The organism is Kribbella sandramycini, from assembly GCF_013131805.1.
GTDB classification, from domain to species: Bacteria; Actinomycetota; Actinomycetes; order Propionibacteriales; family Kribbellaceae; genus Kribbella; species Kribbella sandramycini.
In genome coordinates this window covers 1,018,906-1,034,871 of record NZ_JABJRC010000002.1, presented here as the reverse complement: position 1 = coordinate 1,034,871, position 15,966 = coordinate 1,018,906, and the positions used below count along the sequence as shown (strand labels likewise).

The window sequence follows — 15,966 nt, the reverse complement described above, 5'->3', positions numbered from 1 at the left end:
TGGAACGGCGATTCGATAGGGTCCGCGCATGCGAAAGGCACTCGGGGTCGTCATCGCCACGCTCGTCGGCATACTCGCGCTCGCTGGTTTCAGCGTGCCCGCGGCGGCCGCGCCCGGTGACGAGGTACGCAGCTTCACGATCGACGCGACGGTCGGCGCGGACGGCGTCGTCCACGTCAAGGAGACCATCGCCTACCACTTCGGCAGCACCGGCAGGCGCGGCATCTACCGCGACCTGATCACGCGGGAGCCGTGGGTCGACGATGATGCCAAGGACCAGAAGTACGAGGTCTCGAACATCAAGGTCGACAGCCCGTCGGGTGCGCCGGACACCTTCGAGGAGACGACGACCAAGGAGAACGCCGACCGCAATCAGTCGATCCGAATCAAGATCGGCGACGAGGACAAGACGGTTCCCGGTGTCGAGGCGACGTACGTGATCAGCTACGACCTGCGGGGTGTGCTGCGGCATTTCGACGACCACAGCGAGCTGTACTGGGACGCGACCGGCGCTGCCTGGGATGCGCCGATCACCCAGACCACGGTCAACGTCACCGTCCCGCAAGGGGTGCAGAAGGTCACCTGCTTCCAGGGCGCGAAGGGCTCGACCAGTCCGTGTGTGAGCTCGCTGACCGGCGGTAAGGCGGTGTTCCGCGCCGCGAACCTCCCGCGGGGCCATGAGCTGACGATCGTGGCCGCGATCACCGTCGGCGCCGTGCAGAACGACCGGCCGATCGTCGTCGACGCACCGGACTGGAAAGAGCGCGCCGGGATCAACCTTCCCGCGCTCATCGGCTCCGGTCTGGTCAGCCTGGTCGCGCTGGTGATCGCGTTCGTCTACGCCGCGACCGGGAACAAGGACAAACGCTTCGCCGAGCTGCCGCCGGGCACGTTCCCGCCCAGTGGCATTGCCGGTTCCGAGGTGAAGAACGAGCTGGACGACGACCAGATCCCGGTCGCCTTCGCGCCGCCGAACATCCCGGTGGCCGAGGCCGGGCTGCTGATCGACAGCAAGGCCAACACGACCGAGGTCGCCGCGACGCTGATCGACATGGCCGTGCGCGGCGGCGTCCGGATCGAGAACGACGGCGGCGCCCAGCGGGCCGTTCTGCTCGACGGCCGCGTCGCGACCGCTCCGCACGAGCAGGCGTTGCTGCAGGGCATCTTCCCGGGGCTGACGCCTGGTGCGGCCATCACGCTCGAACGGCGTCCGGTCGGCGACAGTTCGATGCTGAACGCGGCCATCGCCATGTGGGACGCGCTGCGCAAGCAGGTTGACGAGCGGCAGTGGTACGTGCGGCTGCCGCGCTGGATCGGCACGAAGGGCGGCTCGGTGTTCAAGTCCGGCACCGGGTGCGCCTGCGGCGGGATGATCGCGATCTGGGTGTTCGGCGCCGGCATTGCCGGAACGGCGACCGCAGCGTCCACCGGCGGGCTCGGCCGGGCCCTGGTCGTCGCCGTACCGGTGATCGCGGTGATCATTGCCGTCAGCACCTGGATGCGGGTCCGCAGCCGCGGGCAGAAGACCGGCGCCGGGCGGGCCGTGGCCGACCAGGTGATCGGGTTCCGCAAGTACCTGGCCACCGCCGAGGCGGAGCAGCTGCGCTTCGAGGAGGGCGAGGACATCTTCAGCAAGTACCTGCCCTGGGCCATCGCGTTCGACCTGGCCGACCGGTGGCAGAAAGTCTGTCAGCGGCTCGTCGACGCCGGCCAGCTCACTCCGGACCCGTACTGGTACGTCGGCCCGTCGTACTACCACTCCGGCTGGAGCGCGAACGACGTGAGCCACACCGTCGCTCAGACCTTCCAGCCGCCCCCCACGCCGTCCAGCAGCGGCGGCGGTGGCGGTAGCTCGTCGGGGTTCAGCGGCGGTTCGTCCGGCGGCGGTGGTGGAGGCGGTGGCGGCGGGTCCTGGTAGGGCGCGAACCCCGGGGTCGATAGCGTCGCGGTCATGCGAAGAGCACTCGGGGTGTTCGTCGGCGCACTGGCCGTGCTGCTGGTCGGACTGTCCCAACCGGCCGCGGCGGCGCCCGGCGACTGGGTCAAGCGGCTGGCGATCGACTACACCGTCACGGCCGACGGCGTCCTGCAGGTCAAGGAGACGATCGACTACCACTTCGGCGACGACGACCGGCACGGGATCTACCGCGACCTGATCGTCCGCGAGCCGTACGTCGACGACCGTGAGTTCGACCAGCAGTACGACGTCTCGAACATCACGGTGTCGTCGACCGCGCCGTCCGCGTTCACGACGTCCACCACGAAGTCGCGCAACGGGCGGGAGCGGGTGCTGCGGATCAAGATCGGCTCCTCCGACGAGACGGTCTCCGGGCGGGACGCGACGTACGTGATCACGTACGACGTCCGCGGCGCGCTGCGGCACTTCGACGACCGCAGCGAGCTGTATTGGGATGCGACCGGTGGGGACTGGGACGCGTCGTTGCAGCAGGTCGACGTCGGGGTGACTGTGCCAGGTGGGGTGCAGCGGGTGCGATGCCTGACCGGGCCTCGTGGCTCGACCCAGGTGTGTGCGACGGCTCAGGTGGTTGGCGGGCGTGGGGTCTTTGCCGAGTCCGGGGTCGGGCGGGGCGAGCAGATGACGGTGGTCGCCGCGATCCCAGCCGGTGCCGTGAGCAACGATCGGCCGATCCTGGTGGATCCGCCGGGTTTCCTGGCACGCAATGGTTTGAACTTGCCCGGGGTGCTCGTCGCGGGGCTGATCACGGCTTTGGCGATCGTCGCGCGCAAGCTTTACCAGCGGTTCGGCGGACGCGACCTGCGGTTCGCCGGTCCGCCCGGGACGATGCCGCCCGAGGGGGCCGCCGTCGCGAAGGACACGCTGACGGCCGAGCAGCTTCCGGTCGCGTTCGCGCCGCCGAGGATTCCGGTCGCCGAGGGTGGGCTGCTGATCGACTCCCGGGCTGATGCGACCGAGATCGCGGCGACGCTGATCGACCTGGCGGTCCGCGGCGTCCTGCGGATCGACAACACCGGCAAGTACCGCAAGGCTGTCCTGGTCGACCCCGACCTCGCGACCACCGCCCACGAACGCCGGCTGCTCAAAGGACTGTTCCCCTCGCTCAAGGTCGGTAAAGAAGCCAAACTCGAACGCCGCGCGCCCGGCGACAACTCTCTGTCGACGGCCGCCAGCGGCACGCTCGACGCGCTGCGCAAACAGGTCGAGGAGCGCGGCTGGTACACGCGGATGCCGGCACCGGCGTCCAGTGGCGACGGCGCGCTGGTGTTCTGGCTGTTCGCGGGCTTCTTCGGGCTGATCGGGGCGATCATCCTGATCGTGGTCGCGATCAAGTCGGGCCTGCCGGCCTGGGTCGGGACCGCGCTCGCAGTCGCCGTCCCGACGATCGCGGTGGTCACGCTGTTCAGCACGTGGATCGGCACGCATCGCCGCGGTCAGCGCAGCGCGGCCGGGCGCGCGGTAACCGACCAGTTGGTTGGCTTCCGGACCTACCTGACCACGGCCGAGGCCGACCAGCTGAAGTTCGAGGACGGCGAGGACATCTTCAGCAAGTACCTCCCGTGGGCGATCGTCTTCGGCATCGCCGACCGCTGGCAGCAGCTCTGCAAGCAGCTCGTCGCCGCCGGTCGGCTGACACCAGAGCCGGCCTGGTACGTCGGTCCGGCGTACTACGACTCCGGCTTCACCGCGAGCCAACTGGCCAGCAACGTCACCAGCACGTTCAGCGAGCCGCCGAGCCCGTCGACGTCCGGTGGCGACGGCGGCGGGTCGTCGTCCGGCTTCTCCAGCAGCAGCTCGTCCGGCGGTGGCGGCGGTGGGGGAGGCGGCGGCTCCTGGTAGCTGCCTATAGTCGCGGTATGTCGAGTCGTGCGCCGCTTGGTCTGATCCCTGACGCAGCTGTCCTGCGAGCCCGGTTGGAGCGCGCACGCGCCGCAGCTGGTGGCACTGGGCTGCTGATCGCACCTGGGTCGGACCTGCGGTATCTGATCGGTATCGGCGGCGGGTCGTTCGAGCGGCTGACCACGCTGGTGATTCCGGCCGAGGGCGCGCCGGCACTCGTCGTACCGAAGATGGAAGCGCCCGGGTTCGCCGGAGTCGCGCTGGACGAGTTGGGCGTGGACGTCGTGACCTGGGTGGACGGTGACGACGCGTACGCGCTGGCGGCCGGGCGGGTCGGGCCGGCCGCGCAGATCGCCGTCAGCGACTTCACGCCCGCGCTGCACGTGCTGGGCCTGCGGGACGCGTTGCCGAAGGCAGAGCAGGTGCTGGCCGGTCCGATCGTGCGGGAGCTGCGGATGCGTAAGGACGCGGCCGAGATCGATGCGCTGCGCACGGCCGGTGCTGCGATCGATCGCGTCCATGCGCGCGTCCACGAGTGGCTGCGGCCGGGACGGACAGAGGCCGAGGTGGGCGCTGACATCGCGGCGGCGATCGTCGAGGAGGGACATACGCTCGCGGACTTCGTCATCGTCGCCAGCGGACCGAACGGGGCCAGCCCGCATCATGCGCTGTCCGACCGGGTCATCGAGTCCGGTGACGTGGTGGTCGTCGACATCGGCGGGCCGGTGCCCGAGGGCTACTGCTCGGACTCCACCCGCACGTACGCCGTCGGCGCACCACGCGATGCTGACGCCGCCACGACGTACGCCGTCCTTCAGGAAGCGCAGCAGGCTGCAGTCGCCGCCGTCCGGCCCGGTGCGACCGCGGAGTCCATCGACGCGGCCGCGCGGGACGTGATTGCGGACGCCGGGTTCGGCGCGTACTTCATTCATCGCACCGGGCACGGCATCGGGCTGGACGTGCACGAAGAGCCGTACATCGTGGCCGGCAACGCACTGACACTGGAGCCGGGGATGGCGTTCAGCGTCGAGCCAGGCATCTACCAAACCGGTCGCTGGGGTGCGCGGATCGAGGACATCGTCGTGGTCACCGCGGACGGCGTGGAGTCGATGAACCAGCGGCCGCACGAGCTGGTCGTGCTCTAACTGGCGCGGAACGTCTTGCGGTAGGCCAGGGGCGACACACCGAGCTCGGAACGCAGGTGGTGCCGCAGCGACGCCGCCGTACCGAGCCCGGCCGCTTCGGCCACCCGGTCGACAGACAGGTCGGTCGTCTCCAACAGATGGCAGGCGTGCCGGACGCGCTGCTGCAGCAGCCAGGTGCCGGGGGACTGGCCGGTCTCAGCCTTGAAGCGGCGACTGAAGGTCCGCACACTCATCCGGGCCCGCTCAGCCAGGCACTGCAAGCTCAGCTCCTCAGCCAGGTGCTCCAGCGCCCACGCCCGGGTCGGTGCGGTCCCGTCACTGCCCTCATCCGGGATCTTGTGCTCGATGAACTGCGACTGGCCGCCATCGCGCCACGGCGGCACCACACAGGCCCGAGCGGCCCGGTTGGCGATCTCACTGCCGAAATCGCGGCGAATGAGATGCAGGCACAGATCGACGCCGGCCGCCAGACCGGCCGAGGTGATGATGTCGCCGTCGTCGATGAACAAGCGCTCCTCCTGCAGCTCGACCTGCGGGTAGAGGCCGCGGAACAGCTCAGCTCGCTTCCAGTGCGTCGTCACAGGCCGGCCGTTGAGCAGACCGGCCGCCGCGAGGACGAAAGCGCCAGTGCAGATCGAGGCGATCCGGGTCCCCGGCCGGAGCGTTGCCAGCGCGTCGGCCACCGCCGGCGGCAACGTGCGGTCGTTGCGCGGCTCCGGCAGGTAGGTGCCCGGGATGATGACCGTGTCGGCCTCGGCCAGGATCTCGGTGCCGTGGTCGGGGACCAGAGTGAAGCCGTGGCTGACCCGGACCGGTGCGCGATCGATCCCGCAGATCCGGACCTCGTACAGCGGTGTGCCGTCGGCCCGCGTCGCGGCGCCGAGGACCGTCGAGGGGATGGTCAGGTCGAAGCCGACGACCGGCTCGAGCACCAGGACGGCGACCTGGTGCGGGCCGACTGGGGCCAGATGGCGGCTGGGCATGGCCATATCTTGCCACATGATGGCATTCCGGCCACTGGTTCTGTGCGCCTGTTGATCGCAAAGTGGTCCGGTGACGCAGATTCTTGGGACGAAGAAGGCGGCTCGGGTGCATCTGGCCTGGGCCGTCGCCGCTGTCGGGTTCGTGACACTGATCGGAGCGGCCGGCTTCCGGTCCGTGCCCGGCGTGCTGCTCGACCCGCTCCACGACGAGTTCGGCTGGTCGCACGCGACCATCTCGGCCGCGGTGTCGATCAACCTCCTCCTCTACGGCCTGATCTCACCGTTCGCCGCCGCGCTGATGGACCGGCTCGGCCTGCGCCGCGTGGTCAGCGGCGCGTTGGTGCTGATCGCGCTCGGCAGCGGGCTCACTGTCTTCATGAACGCGTCCTGGCAGCTGCTGCTGACCTGGGGTCTGCTGGTCGGCATCGGGACCGGCTCGATGTCGATGACCTTCGTCGCCACCATCACCGGCCGCTGGTTCGTCGAACGGCGCGGACTGGTCACTGGAATCCTTACTGCGGCCGGTGCGACCGGTCAGCTCATCTTCCTGCCGCTGATCGCGGCCCTGGCAGCCAACTACGGCTGGCGCGTCCCGGCGCTGGTTGCGGCCGGTTCCGCGCTGGCCGTCGTACCGCTGGTGCTCATCTTCTTGCGCGACTACCCCAGTGACGTCGGGCTGCGCGCGTACGGGGCACCGGAGGGCAGTCTGGCCGGGCAGCGGGTCGAGGCCACCGGCAGTAGCGCGCTGCGGGCGCTGACTGCGCTGCGGACGGCGTCTCGGCGTCCGGCGTTCTGGATGCTGGCCGGCGGGTTCGCTATCTGCGGCGCCTCCACCAACGGGCTGATCGGCACCCACTTTGTCACCGCGGCCCACGACCACGGCATGCCGGTCACCACGGCCGCATCGCTGCTGGCACTCGTCGGAGTCTTCGACGTCGGCGGAACGATCATCTCTGGCTGGCTGACCGACCGCTGGGACCCGCGGTACCTGCTGATCGCCTACTACTCGCTGCGCGGGCTCTCCCTGCTGGTACTGCCGTCGCTGCTCGGTCCGTCGGCACAGCCGAGCATCTGGGTCTTCATCATCTTCTACGGGCTGGACTGGGTCGCCACCGTGCCGCCGACCGTCGCACTGTGCCGGGAGTGGTTCGGTGTGGACGGGCCGATCGTGTTCGGCTGGGTGTTCGCCTCGCACCAGATCGGCGCCGCGCTGGCCGCCACGGGAGCAGGTGCGATCCGCGACGTCCAGGGCAGCTACAACCTCGCCTGGTACCTGGCCGGCGGTCTATGCGCCGCAGCGGCGCTGATGTCGGCGAGTATCGGACGGCGTCTGGTCGCATCGGACGCAGCCTGACCCAGCGGCGCCGCCGTCCGCTAGCCTCGATCTAGGTTGAGGTCGGAGGGCGGAGCCGTGGACATCGAGCCGGGTGAGCTGACAGTAGGTCAGCTGGCACAGCGCAGCGGAGTGGCGATCTCCGCGCTGCACTTCTACGAACGGCAGCAGCTGATCGTCAGCCGGCGGACGGGCGGCAACCAGCGCCGCTACAAACGCGACACCCTGCGCCGGGTGGCCCTGATCCGGATCGCCCAGCGCGTCGGCATCCCACTCGCCGACGTCGCAGCGATCCTGGCCCTGCTGCCGGACAACCGGACGCCGACCCGGCAGGACTGGGAGCGGATCTCGGAGTGCTGGCAGGCCGAGCTCGACCGGCGCATCCTGCACCTCGAACAACTCCGCGACGACTTCAAGGACTGCGTCGGCTGCGGCTGCCTGTCCCTCGATCGCTGTGCGCTCGCCAACCCGTACGACGCCCTGGGCGCGAAGGGCCCGGGGCCGCAACGCCTCGTCACACCCGATGGCGAACCCTGCCATCCCGGGCAGTGCGCGTGAGTTGTCCACAGGTCGGCGGTGGCGGCCTGCGGGTTGGGGGTGGCGGCGTCTAGGGTCGGGGACATGGCTGACAGCACCTTGACTCTGACCGAGGCTCGCGCGGGGATCGCGGGCGGCGTGATCCAGGCGATCGCGGGGGAGAGCGCGCGGTTGCGGGCCGATCAGGAGACCGCGGTCGCGGCGCTGTGCGAGGCGGCCGCGCGGGTGCTCGTCGTCCAGGCGACCGGCTGGGGCAAGTCGGCCGTCTACTGGGCCGCGACGGCGATCCGGCGCGCCGAAGGCGCCGGGCCGACGCTGGTGGTCTCGCCGCTGCTGTCGCTGATGCGCGACCAGGTCGGCGCGGCCGGGCGGGCCGGTCTGCGCGCCGCCACCTTGAACTCGAACAACGTCGACGAGTGGTCGAGTATCGAACACGACCTGCGCTCAGGCGCGATCGACGTCCTGCTCGTCTCGCCGGAGCGGCTGGCCAACCCAGGCTTCGGGCGCCGCGTGCTCGACGGGCTGGCCGGCCAGGTCGGGCTGCTGGTGATCGACGAGGCGCATGCGGTCTCCGACTGGGGTCACGACTTCCGCCCCGACTACCGCCGGGTCTCCGACGTGCTGCAGACGCTGAACCCGAAGACACCGGTGCTCGCGACAACCGCGACGGCCAACGCACGTGTGACCGACGACGTCGCGCGGCAGCTCGGTGAGTCGACGCTCGTACTGCGCGGCCCGCTGGCCCGATCGAGTCTGCAGCTCGCTGTGGTGAACGCGCTGTCGCCGCTCGACCGGTTCGCCTGGGTCGTCGACCACCTGCCCCAGCTGCCCGGGTCGGGCATCGTCTACACGCTGACGGTCGCCGACGCGCAGCGCCTGGCCGCCACGATCCAGGAGATCCACGGCCGCGACGTGCCGGTCGCGGCGTACACCGGCGGGCTGGAGGCGGGCGAGCGCGAAAGCCTCGAAGACGCCCTGCGGGAGAACCGGCTGAAGGCGCTGATCGCGACGTCCGCGCTCGGCATGGGCTACGACAAACCGGATCTCGGCTTCGTCGTCCACGTCGGCTCGCCGCCGTCACCGGTCTCCTACTACCAGCAAGTCGGCCGCGCCGGGCGCGGCATCGATCACGCGGTCGTGGCGCTGCTGCCCTCGGATGCGGATTCGGGGATCTGGGACTACTTCGCCACCGCGACCATCCCCGTCCCGGAGAACGTGAACCGGCTGCTGCGCGCTCTCGACGGCTACGGTCCGGACCAGCCCGCCACCGCGCCGGCGCTAGAGGCCGAGACCGGGCTTCGGCGGACGCGGGTCGAGCTGATGCTCAAACAGCTCTCGGTCGACGGCGCGGTCGAGCGAGTCGAGCGCGGCTGGGTCCGCACCGGCAAGGACTGGACGTTCGATGCCGCGCACTACGACGGGATCGTCGCCGTCCGGCGCCGCGAGGCCGACATCATGCGCGCCTACACCCGCGGCGAAAGTTGCCTGATGCAACTGCTCCAGGAGTCGCTCGACGATCCGTCCGCGGAGCCCTGCGGCCGCTGCTCGGTCTGCCTGGGCGCGCTGCCCGCGCCGTTGACCGCGGCGCCGTCGCCGGACACGCGGGCGGCGATCACCCGGCTGCTCCGCGGCGAGGTGCACACGCTGGAGCCGCGGAAGATGTGGCCGGGCGGAGCGTTCGGCGCCAAAGGAAAGATCCCGGCCGGGCTGATGGCCGAGCCGGGCCGCAGCCTCATCTACGCCGACGCGCCCGAATGGCGCGAAGTGCTCGCCGACGCCTTCGCCGGCGGCAGCCCGGCCTCCGAATCGGTCGAAGCGCTGCAGTCCGCTGCCGTCGCGGCCCTGTCGCGCTGGCGCACCTCATGGTCGAGCCGGCCGGAGATCATCATCCCGTTGCCTGCCGCCGGCCACGCCGACGTCCTGACCGCCGTCGCCGCGCACGTCGCCTTGGTCGGCCGCCTCGATCACGCGACCATCCCCGTCGATCGCTCGGCCTTCACCGATGACCTCTCCTCCGCCGAAGAGGCCCGCATCTGGCGCGACGGTCTCACCATCCAGCCGGAGACCGCCCAAGCCATCACAGCCCGGACGGTCCTGCTCCTCGTCGACGCCAGTTCATCGCAATGGCCGGTCACGGTCGCCGCCGCCAAACTCCGCGAAGCCGGCGCCGCCGCCGTCCTCCCGATGCTCCTGCACAAACGCCCCTGAGCCCACCGGCAGGTCGAGATGTGCAGGGGGGATGCCGATTTTGCGGACTCGAACAAGTGTTCTAATATGAGCCATGACCTCGAGCCTGGGCTATCTGGAGAACGGCTGCTCACCTGATGAGTACGCCGTCTCGCGGTCCTGGCCGGACGACGCTGCCGTCTCCGACGACGTGTTCGACCAGTACCTCCTCGCCGACCCCGAGGAGGCGAGGTTCCTCGACGAGAGCGATCTGTACGACGACCTCCCACAGCCGTCCAAGGTCGACGAGCTGGAGTGGGCGCTGTGGGACGGCGTCGAGCAGGACGAGGCAGAGCGCGAAATGCTCCGCCGCGAGGCGCCGCCCTGGGTCTTCCTGCCGCCGGGTGGTGAGCTGGCCGCGGCCCTGGAGAGCGTGCGCCCGCAGCATCTTTCCCCGATGGCTCTGATCGAGTTCATGAAGGCCGCCGAGCGCCTCGCCGCCTGGGCCGCAGCGATGAAGGCCGCCGGGATGGCCACGTTCTATCGCCAGCGCAAAGCCCAGGCCGCCGAGTCGCCGCGCCCGGTCGTGGTCGACTCCTCCGGCCGGCCAGTGGATCCGGAGCGCTCCTGGGCCGCCGAGGTCGGCGCCGCCCTGCATCTGTCGACCAACACGTCAGTTCGCCACATGGAGACCGCGCTGCGTGTCACCGGCCCGCTGGCCGCAACCTTCACGGCGGTCCGTACCGGAGCGCTGACCTGGTCGAAGGCCCTGGCGATCTCGGAAAGCACCCAAGGGCTGTCCGATGAGGACGCACAGGCCGTCGAGTCCCACGTCCTGCGCCGCGCTGCGCACCAGACCCACGCCAACCTGCGCAAGTCCCTCCGCGGCCAGGTAGCCAAGCGCGCCTCCGTGGCCGAGGCCGACAGCCATCGCGCCGCAGTGCAGGAACGTACCTGCAAGATCGTGCCGCTCGCCGACGGTATGGCCGGCCTCTGGGTCGTTCATACCGCCGACAAGATCCAGCAGATGTGGGTCGCCGTCCAAGCGATGTCCGACCTGGCCAAGCGCGACCGGACCCGGCCCACGACGACCCCCGCCAAGACCCCCGACAAGACCGTCGCCCCGGCCCCGGCCAAGACCAGCAACGATGCGTCTGCCGTCGGGGAACGGCCGGAGAAGCGGACGGCGGAGCAGCGCCGCGCGGATGTCGTCGCGGACGTGTTCGGCCAGATCCTGTCGAACGGACTGGACTGGCTCGGCCGCCGATTGCCCGACAAGCACCGTCGCAGACCACACATCGAGGTCGTGATCCCAGCGAGTACGCTGCTCGGGCTGGACGACGACCCCTGCGAGCTGTCCGGTTATGGACCGATCCCGGCAGACCTCGGTCGGCGGATCGCAGCCGACGGCACGTGGCGCCGGCTCCTGACCGATCCGATGAACGGCACGGTCCTCGAAGCATCGACCACCCGGCACGACCCGGGCGCGCTGGTCAGCGAGACCCTCCTCGCCAGGCATCCTGTCTGCGCCTGGCCCGGCTGCAATCGCGCATCTCGCGAATGCGACCGCGATCACGGTACCCCCTTCGCCGTCTCCGGGCGGACCAGTCTGGCCGGCCTCGCACCGTTCTGCGGGTACCACCACGTCATCAAGGACACCCCGCAGTGGGGTTGGATCACCACCAATCATCCCGATGGGTCCGTCACCTTGGCGACTCCCACCGGTCACCGCTACACCACTGTCCCACCCGCCCGCGGTCCCGTGGCCGCGTACTCCGAACCATCCAAACCACTGTGGCCGACGTCAGACCCACCGGCCCATCTCCTACCGGCCCATCTCCTACCGGACCGGCCGCCTCCCTACTGAGCGGGCCGACCGTCCGGCCCTGCCGAAGCGCGCCGTCAGCCGCTGCTCCAAACCCGCTTGACGTTCAGTGGAAGATTGGCGGGTGGAGCTGCGGAGTCTGGGATATCGGACGGACGTGCTGTTGCTGACGCTCGGGGGGAGCGTGGTGACAGATGCGGGGGAGTATCTGGTCGTGCGGACGCCGGCCAACCCGACGTTCTGGTGGGGGAACTACCTGATCTACCGGACGGCGTTCGGGCCGGGTGACCTGGAGCGGCGGCTGGCGGATTTCGCGCGCGAGTTCCCCGGCGCGGAGCATGTTGCCTTCGGCATCGACACGGTCGACGGCCTGGTCGGGGCGGACGACGAGCTGGCGGCGGCCGGGGTGCAGGTGGAGCCGAGTGTGGTGATGGCGACCGAGAGCGTCGTCGCGCCGGCCCGGCCGAACACGACATCGACGTACCGGTTCGTCGAGGGGGACGACTGGGCGCAGGTGCTGGAGCTGACGCTGGCCACGGCGGAGATGACGGTGGACGACGGGTACCGGGAGTTCGCGCGGCGGAAGGTGGCCAACGAGCGGTTGCTGGTCGAGGCGGGGCACGGGAAGTGGTTCGGGGCGTTCGACGGGGATCGGCTGCAGGCTTCGCTGGGGTTGATGTTCGACGGACACGGGCTGGCGCGGTTCCAGAACGTGCAGACGCATCCGGACGACCGCAACCAGGGGATCGCGAGCACGCTGGTGCACTGGGCGTCGACGTACGGGCTGGGCGAGGGCGGGGCGACGACGCTGGTGATGGTCGCCGATCCGGAGTACTTGGCGATCCGGATCTATCGGGCGCTCGGGTTCCGGGACGCGGAGACCCAGCTGGGGGTCTCGATCCCGCCTGCCTCCTAAGGTATGGGCATGACGGAGTCGCGTGGAGTCGTCCTGGTGACCGGTGGGGGCCGCGGGATCGGCGCGGCTGCGTCGGTTGCGCTGGCGAAGGACGGCTGGGATGTCGGCGTCGGATACCTGAGCCGTGACGACGAAGCGTCCCGGGTGGTGGCTGCCTGTACGGCGCTGGGTCGCCGGGCGCTCGCCGTCCAGGCGGATGTGGTTGAGGCTGCGGACGTCGAGCGGCTCTTTGACGCGGTGACCGACGGGCTCGGGCCGATCGGGGCCGTGATCAACAATGCGGGTGTCGTTTCGCCGTCGGGTCGGGTGGACGAGTACGACGCGGCACGGATCGACCGGGTCTTTCGGGTGAATGCGGTCAGCGCGTTTCTGGTCGCGGGGGCCGCGGTCCGGCGGATGTCGACGAAGTACGGCCACGGCGGTGGGGTGATCGTGAACGTGTCGTCGCGTGCCGCCGTCCTCGGGTCGGCGGGCGAGTACGTCGACTACGCCGCCAGCAAGGCCGCCGTCGACGCGCTCACTGTCGGGCTGGCGAACGAGGTCGCGAACGAGGGCATCCGGGTGCTCGGCGTCCGGCCTGGTTTGATCGAGACCGACATCCACGAGGCCGGCCGGCTGGACCGGCTCGGCACGACGCCGCCGCTCGGCCGGCCGGGGCAGCCGGAGGAGGTGGCCGAGGTGATCGCGTTCCTCGCCTCCGACCGGTCGTCGTACATGACCGGCACCACGATGGACGTCTCCGGCGGGCGATAACCATGGGCCTGCGGCCGGTCGACCTGGCGCGGCGAGCCGGGATCTCCACCCAACTCGTCCGCAACTACGAAGCGGACGGCATCCTGCCACCCGCGCCCCGCACCGACAGCGGCTACCGCCAGTACGGCGAAGCCCACCTGACGGCACTGCTGACCTACCGGGCCCTCGCCCCAGGTTTCGGCGCCGAAACCGCCCGCTACCTGATGCAGGCCGTCCACGCCGGCGACGAAGCCCGCGCGTACCGCCTGATCGACCAAGCCCACGCCAACCTCTACGAACAACGCCTCGCCACCGACGCCGCCAGCGAAGCCCTGGGCGCCGCAGCCGCCGAATTCCAGGACGAACCGATCCCCGCCGGCCCAGCCCTGCTCGTCGGCGAACTCGCCCACCGCCTCGGCGTCCGCACCTCAGCCCTCCGCGTCTGGGAAGCCGCCGGACTGCTCGCCCCCACCCGCGAACGCATCACCAAATACCGCCGCTACGAACCCGAACAGATCCGCGACGCCCGCATCATCCACATGCTCCGCCAAGGCCGCTACTCCTTCGACCAGATCCGCCCAGTCCTCGAAGGCCTCCGCCAAACCGGCAGCACCGAAGCCCTCCGAGCCGCCATCGCCGAACGCCGCTCAGCCCACGACCACCAAACCAAAGCCATGCTCCACGGCGCCGGCCTCCTCCACCACCTAATCCAACAACAAGAACCCCCCACCCCACCCCCGCCCACCCCCTGACAACCCAACCCACGCCACCCGCGCCCGCCACCCACCCCACCACCAGCTACACGCACCAGGCAGGAACCACTTCCTGCCGCCGCCGGCCAGGTGGGCATGGCGAAGTGGCCGGCCGCCCCGGGCGACTGGTGTGCGCAGGCAGTTGCATCTCCGCCGGGTGGACGGTGGTAGCCCGGGCGTGGGCTGGGGTCAGGTTGGGGAGGTGGGGACGGCTAGTTGGGTCGGCTCTGAGCGGCCTCGGACGGTGATCAGGTCGCCGGGGTGCCAGTGGGGGGATTCGGTGGGGGAGGCTTCGGCGACGGTGGTCATGGAGGCTACTAAGTGGTGGGGGGTGGATTTGGCGAGTTCGGAGAGGCGGGCGGCTTCGTTGACGGGATCGCCGATGACTGTGTACTCGTGCCGGCGGACGTCGCCGACGGTGCCGGCTACGACGATGCCTGCGGTGATGCCGATACCGGCGGTGGTTTGGGGGAGTTCTTCGGTGAGGCGGCGGGTGAGGGCGCGGCCGGCGCGGAGGGCGGCGCCGGCGGGGTCGGGGAGTTCGGCGGGCGCGCCGAAGATGGCCAGCGAGGCGTCGCCGGCGAACTTGTTCACGAAGCCGCCCTCGCGAACGACCTCGTCGACGACGATCGCGAAGAAGCGGTTGAGCAGCTGGACCACCTCGGCCGGCGGGCGCTCGGCCGCGAGTTTGGTGGAGCCGACGAGGTCGACGAACAGGACGGCGACGAAGCGCTCCTCACCGCCGAGCCGGTCCGTGCTGAGCGCCTCGCGGACGACGTCCGGGCCGACGTACCGGCCGAAGATGTCGCGGATCCGCTCCCGCTCCCGGAGTCCGGCCGCCATCCGGTTGAACCCGGCCTGCAGCGATCCGAGCTCGGTCCCGTCGAAGACCGGGATGCGGACGTCGTGCTCACCCTGCTCGATCAGCGTCAGCGCGTTCCGCACCGAGCGGACCGGCGCGACCACCGACTTGGCCGCGAGCAGGATCAGCAACCACCCGTTGCCCAGAGCGACGATGCCGAGCGCAAGGATCATCACCGACAGCCGCGTCGCGGAGACGTCGCCGTCGATCAGCGCCAGCAGCGCGGCCAGCATCAGCCCCGCGATCGGCGTCGCCGACCCGGCCGCCCAGAACAGCACCGTCCGCGCCTTGAGCCCGAACGCCAGCAACCGCCGCGGCGGCGCCGAATCGGCCAGCGCCCGCGCCGCCACCGGCCGCAACGCGAACTCGGTGAGCAGGTAGGAGACAGCGCACGTCACGATCATCCCGTCGAAGATCGTCACCGCGACCCGCAGCGCGTTCTCCGGCTGCAGCACCAGCGTCACCGCCGTGAACCCGACCAGCGCCCCCAGCCACAACACGACCACGATCAGCGTCAGCCGCAACGGCAGCCGCAGCGTCGTGATCTGCTCCCGCCGCGTCGCCGGCCGCTCCTCGTTGATCCACTGGATCCGCCGCAACGTCGACCGCGTACACCACACGCAGCCCACCAGCACCGCGAACAACGTGTACGCCGGGACGCCGATCGCCTCGACCCGCTGCAACTCGTCGGTCAGCGGCGGCCCAGGCAGTACGAACACCGCGAGGACGAACACCACCGCTGCGCCGATCAGGTTCGTCCCGATCGAGAACGTCGTCAGCAGCACCTGGAGCCGGATGCGCAGCAGCCGGATGCTCTGATCGGCCGGTCCGAGCAGCCACGACCCGAACGGCCGCCGTTCGAGTACGAGCTCGGGACTACCGTGCGTCGTCATGGTCA

General features: G+C 70.3%; 12 protein-coding genes. 10 read left to right on the top strand and 2 right to left on the bottom strand.

Features of this window, described 5'->3' with window-relative positions; translation table 11 throughout:
- Positions 1-28 precede the first annotated feature (28 nt).
- Genes HPO96_RS12145 through HPO96_RS12135 form a run of 3 tightly spaced genes read left to right on the top strand, consistent with a single transcriptional unit; the run spans position 29 to position 4,962 of the window.
- Entirely contained in the window at positions 29-1,918 is a 1,890-nt protein-coding gene (locus HPO96_RS12145; protein WP_171673459.1) for a DUF2207 domain-containing protein, read from the top strand.
- 33 nt (positions 1,919-1,951) lie between these two features.
- A complete protein-coding gene (locus tag HPO96_RS12140; RefSeq protein WP_171673458.1) occupies positions 1,952-3,817 on the top strand; it encodes a DUF2207 domain-containing protein in 1,866 nt (621 codons plus the stop codon).
- Between the two features lie 17 nt (positions 3,818-3,834).
- Complete coding sequence (locus tag HPO96_RS12135; protein ID WP_171673457.1) at positions 3,835-4,962, top strand: M24 family metallopeptidase; 1,128 nt, start codon at positions 3,835-3,837, stop codon at positions 4,960-4,962.
- Here the strand turns inward: HPO96_RS12135 and HPO96_RS12130 are convergent.
- Positions 4,959-5,945 carry a GlxA family transcriptional regulator gene (locus HPO96_RS12130; protein WP_171673456.1) on the bottom strand — a complete coding sequence of 329 codons (987 nt, stop codon included), beginning with the start codon at positions 5,943-5,945 and terminating at the stop codon, positions 4,959-4,961. The genes HPO96_RS12135 and HPO96_RS12130 overlap by 4 nt on opposite strands.
- Positions 5,946-6,015: 70 nt before the next feature.
- Between HPO96_RS12130 and HPO96_RS12125 the strand changes: the two genes are divergently transcribed.
- From HPO96_RS12125 to HPO96_RS12095, 7 genes are all read left to right on the top strand, one after another.
- A complete protein-coding gene (locus HPO96_RS12125) occupies positions 6,016-7,299 on the top strand; it encodes an MFS transporter (RefSeq protein ID WP_171673455.1) in 1,284 nt (427 codons plus the stop codon).
- A gap of 57 nt (positions 7,300-7,356) precedes the next feature.
- Positions 7,357-7,836 carry a redox-sensitive transcriptional activator SoxR gene (soxR, locus tag HPO96_RS12120; protein WP_171673454.1) on the top strand — a complete coding sequence of 160 codons (480 nt, stop codon included), beginning with the start codon at positions 7,357-7,359 and terminating at the stop codon, positions 7,834-7,836.
- A 63-nt stretch (positions 7,837-7,899) separates the two neighbouring features.
- Positions 7,900-10,023 (top strand): RecQ family ATP-dependent DNA helicase, encoded by a 2,124-nt coding sequence (locus HPO96_RS12115; protein WP_171673453.1) that lies wholly within the window; start codon positions 7,900-7,902, stop codon positions 10,021-10,023.
- Between the two features lie 73 nt (positions 10,024-10,096).
- Complete coding sequence (locus tag HPO96_RS12110) at positions 10,097-11,848, top strand: HNH endonuclease signature motif containing protein (RefSeq protein WP_171673452.1); 1,752 nt, start codon at positions 10,097-10,099, stop codon at positions 11,846-11,848.
- Positions 11,849-11,930: 82 nt separating this feature from the next.
- Positions 11,931-12,722, top strand: coding sequence for a GNAT family N-acetyltransferase (locus tag HPO96_RS12105; RefSeq protein ID WP_171673451.1), 792 nt, complete (start codon positions 11,931-11,933; stop codon positions 12,720-12,722).
- Between the two features lie 9 nt (positions 12,723-12,731).
- On the top strand, positions 12,732-13,475 hold the full coding sequence (locus HPO96_RS12100; RefSeq protein WP_171673450.1) for an SDR family oxidoreductase: 744 nt from the start codon (positions 12,732-12,734) through the stop codon (positions 13,473-13,475).
- Between the two features lie 2 nt (positions 13,476-13,477).
- Positions 13,478-14,206: a MerR family transcriptional regulator gene (locus HPO96_RS12095; RefSeq protein ID WP_171673449.1), complete on the top strand. Its 729-nt coding sequence runs from the start codon at positions 13,478-13,480 to the stop codon at positions 14,204-14,206.
- 189 nt (positions 14,207-14,395) lie between these two features.
- Here HPO96_RS12095 and HPO96_RS12090 read toward each other — a convergent pair whose 3' ends face one another.
- Positions 14,396-15,961: an adenylate/guanylate cyclase domain-containing protein gene (locus tag HPO96_RS12090; protein WP_171673448.1), complete on the bottom strand. Its 1,566-nt coding sequence runs from the start codon at positions 15,959-15,961 to the stop codon at positions 14,396-14,398.
- Between the last annotated feature and the right edge of the window lie 5 nt (positions 15,962-15,966).

Coding starts and splice junctions, on each gene's coding strand:
- HPO96_RS12100 (WP_171673450.1), top strand. CDS start 12,732: ATGACGGAGTCGCGTGGAGTCGTCCTGGTGACCGGTGGGGGCCGCGGG.
- HPO96_RS12090 (WP_171673448.1), bottom strand. CDS start 15,961: ATGACGACGCACGGTAGTCCCGAGCTCGTACTCGAACGGCGGCCGTTC.
- HPO96_RS12115 (WP_171673453.1), top strand. CDS start 7,900: ATGGCTGACAGCACCTTGACTCTGACCGAGGCTCGCGCGGGGATCGCG.
- HPO96_RS12135 (WP_171673457.1), top strand. CDS start 3,835: ATGTCGAGTCGTGCGCCGCTTGGTCTGATCCCTGACGCAGCTGTCCTG.
- HPO96_RS12110 (WP_171673452.1), top strand. CDS start 10,097: ATGACCTCGAGCCTGGGCTATCTGGAGAACGGCTGCTCACCTGATGAG.
- HPO96_RS12130 (WP_171673456.1), bottom strand. CDS start 5,945: ATGCCCAGCCGCCATCTGGCCCCAGTCGGCCCGCACCAGGTCGCCGTC.
- HPO96_RS12145 (WP_171673459.1), top strand. CDS start 29: ATGCGAAAGGCACTCGGGGTCGTCATCGCCACGCTCGTCGGCATACTC.
- HPO96_RS12095 (WP_171673449.1), top strand. CDS start 13,478: ATGGGCCTGCGGCCGGTCGACCTGGCGCGGCGAGCCGGGATCTCCACC.
- HPO96_RS12140 (WP_171673458.1), top strand. CDS start 1,952: ATGCGAAGAGCACTCGGGGTGTTCGTCGGCGCACTGGCCGTGCTGCTG.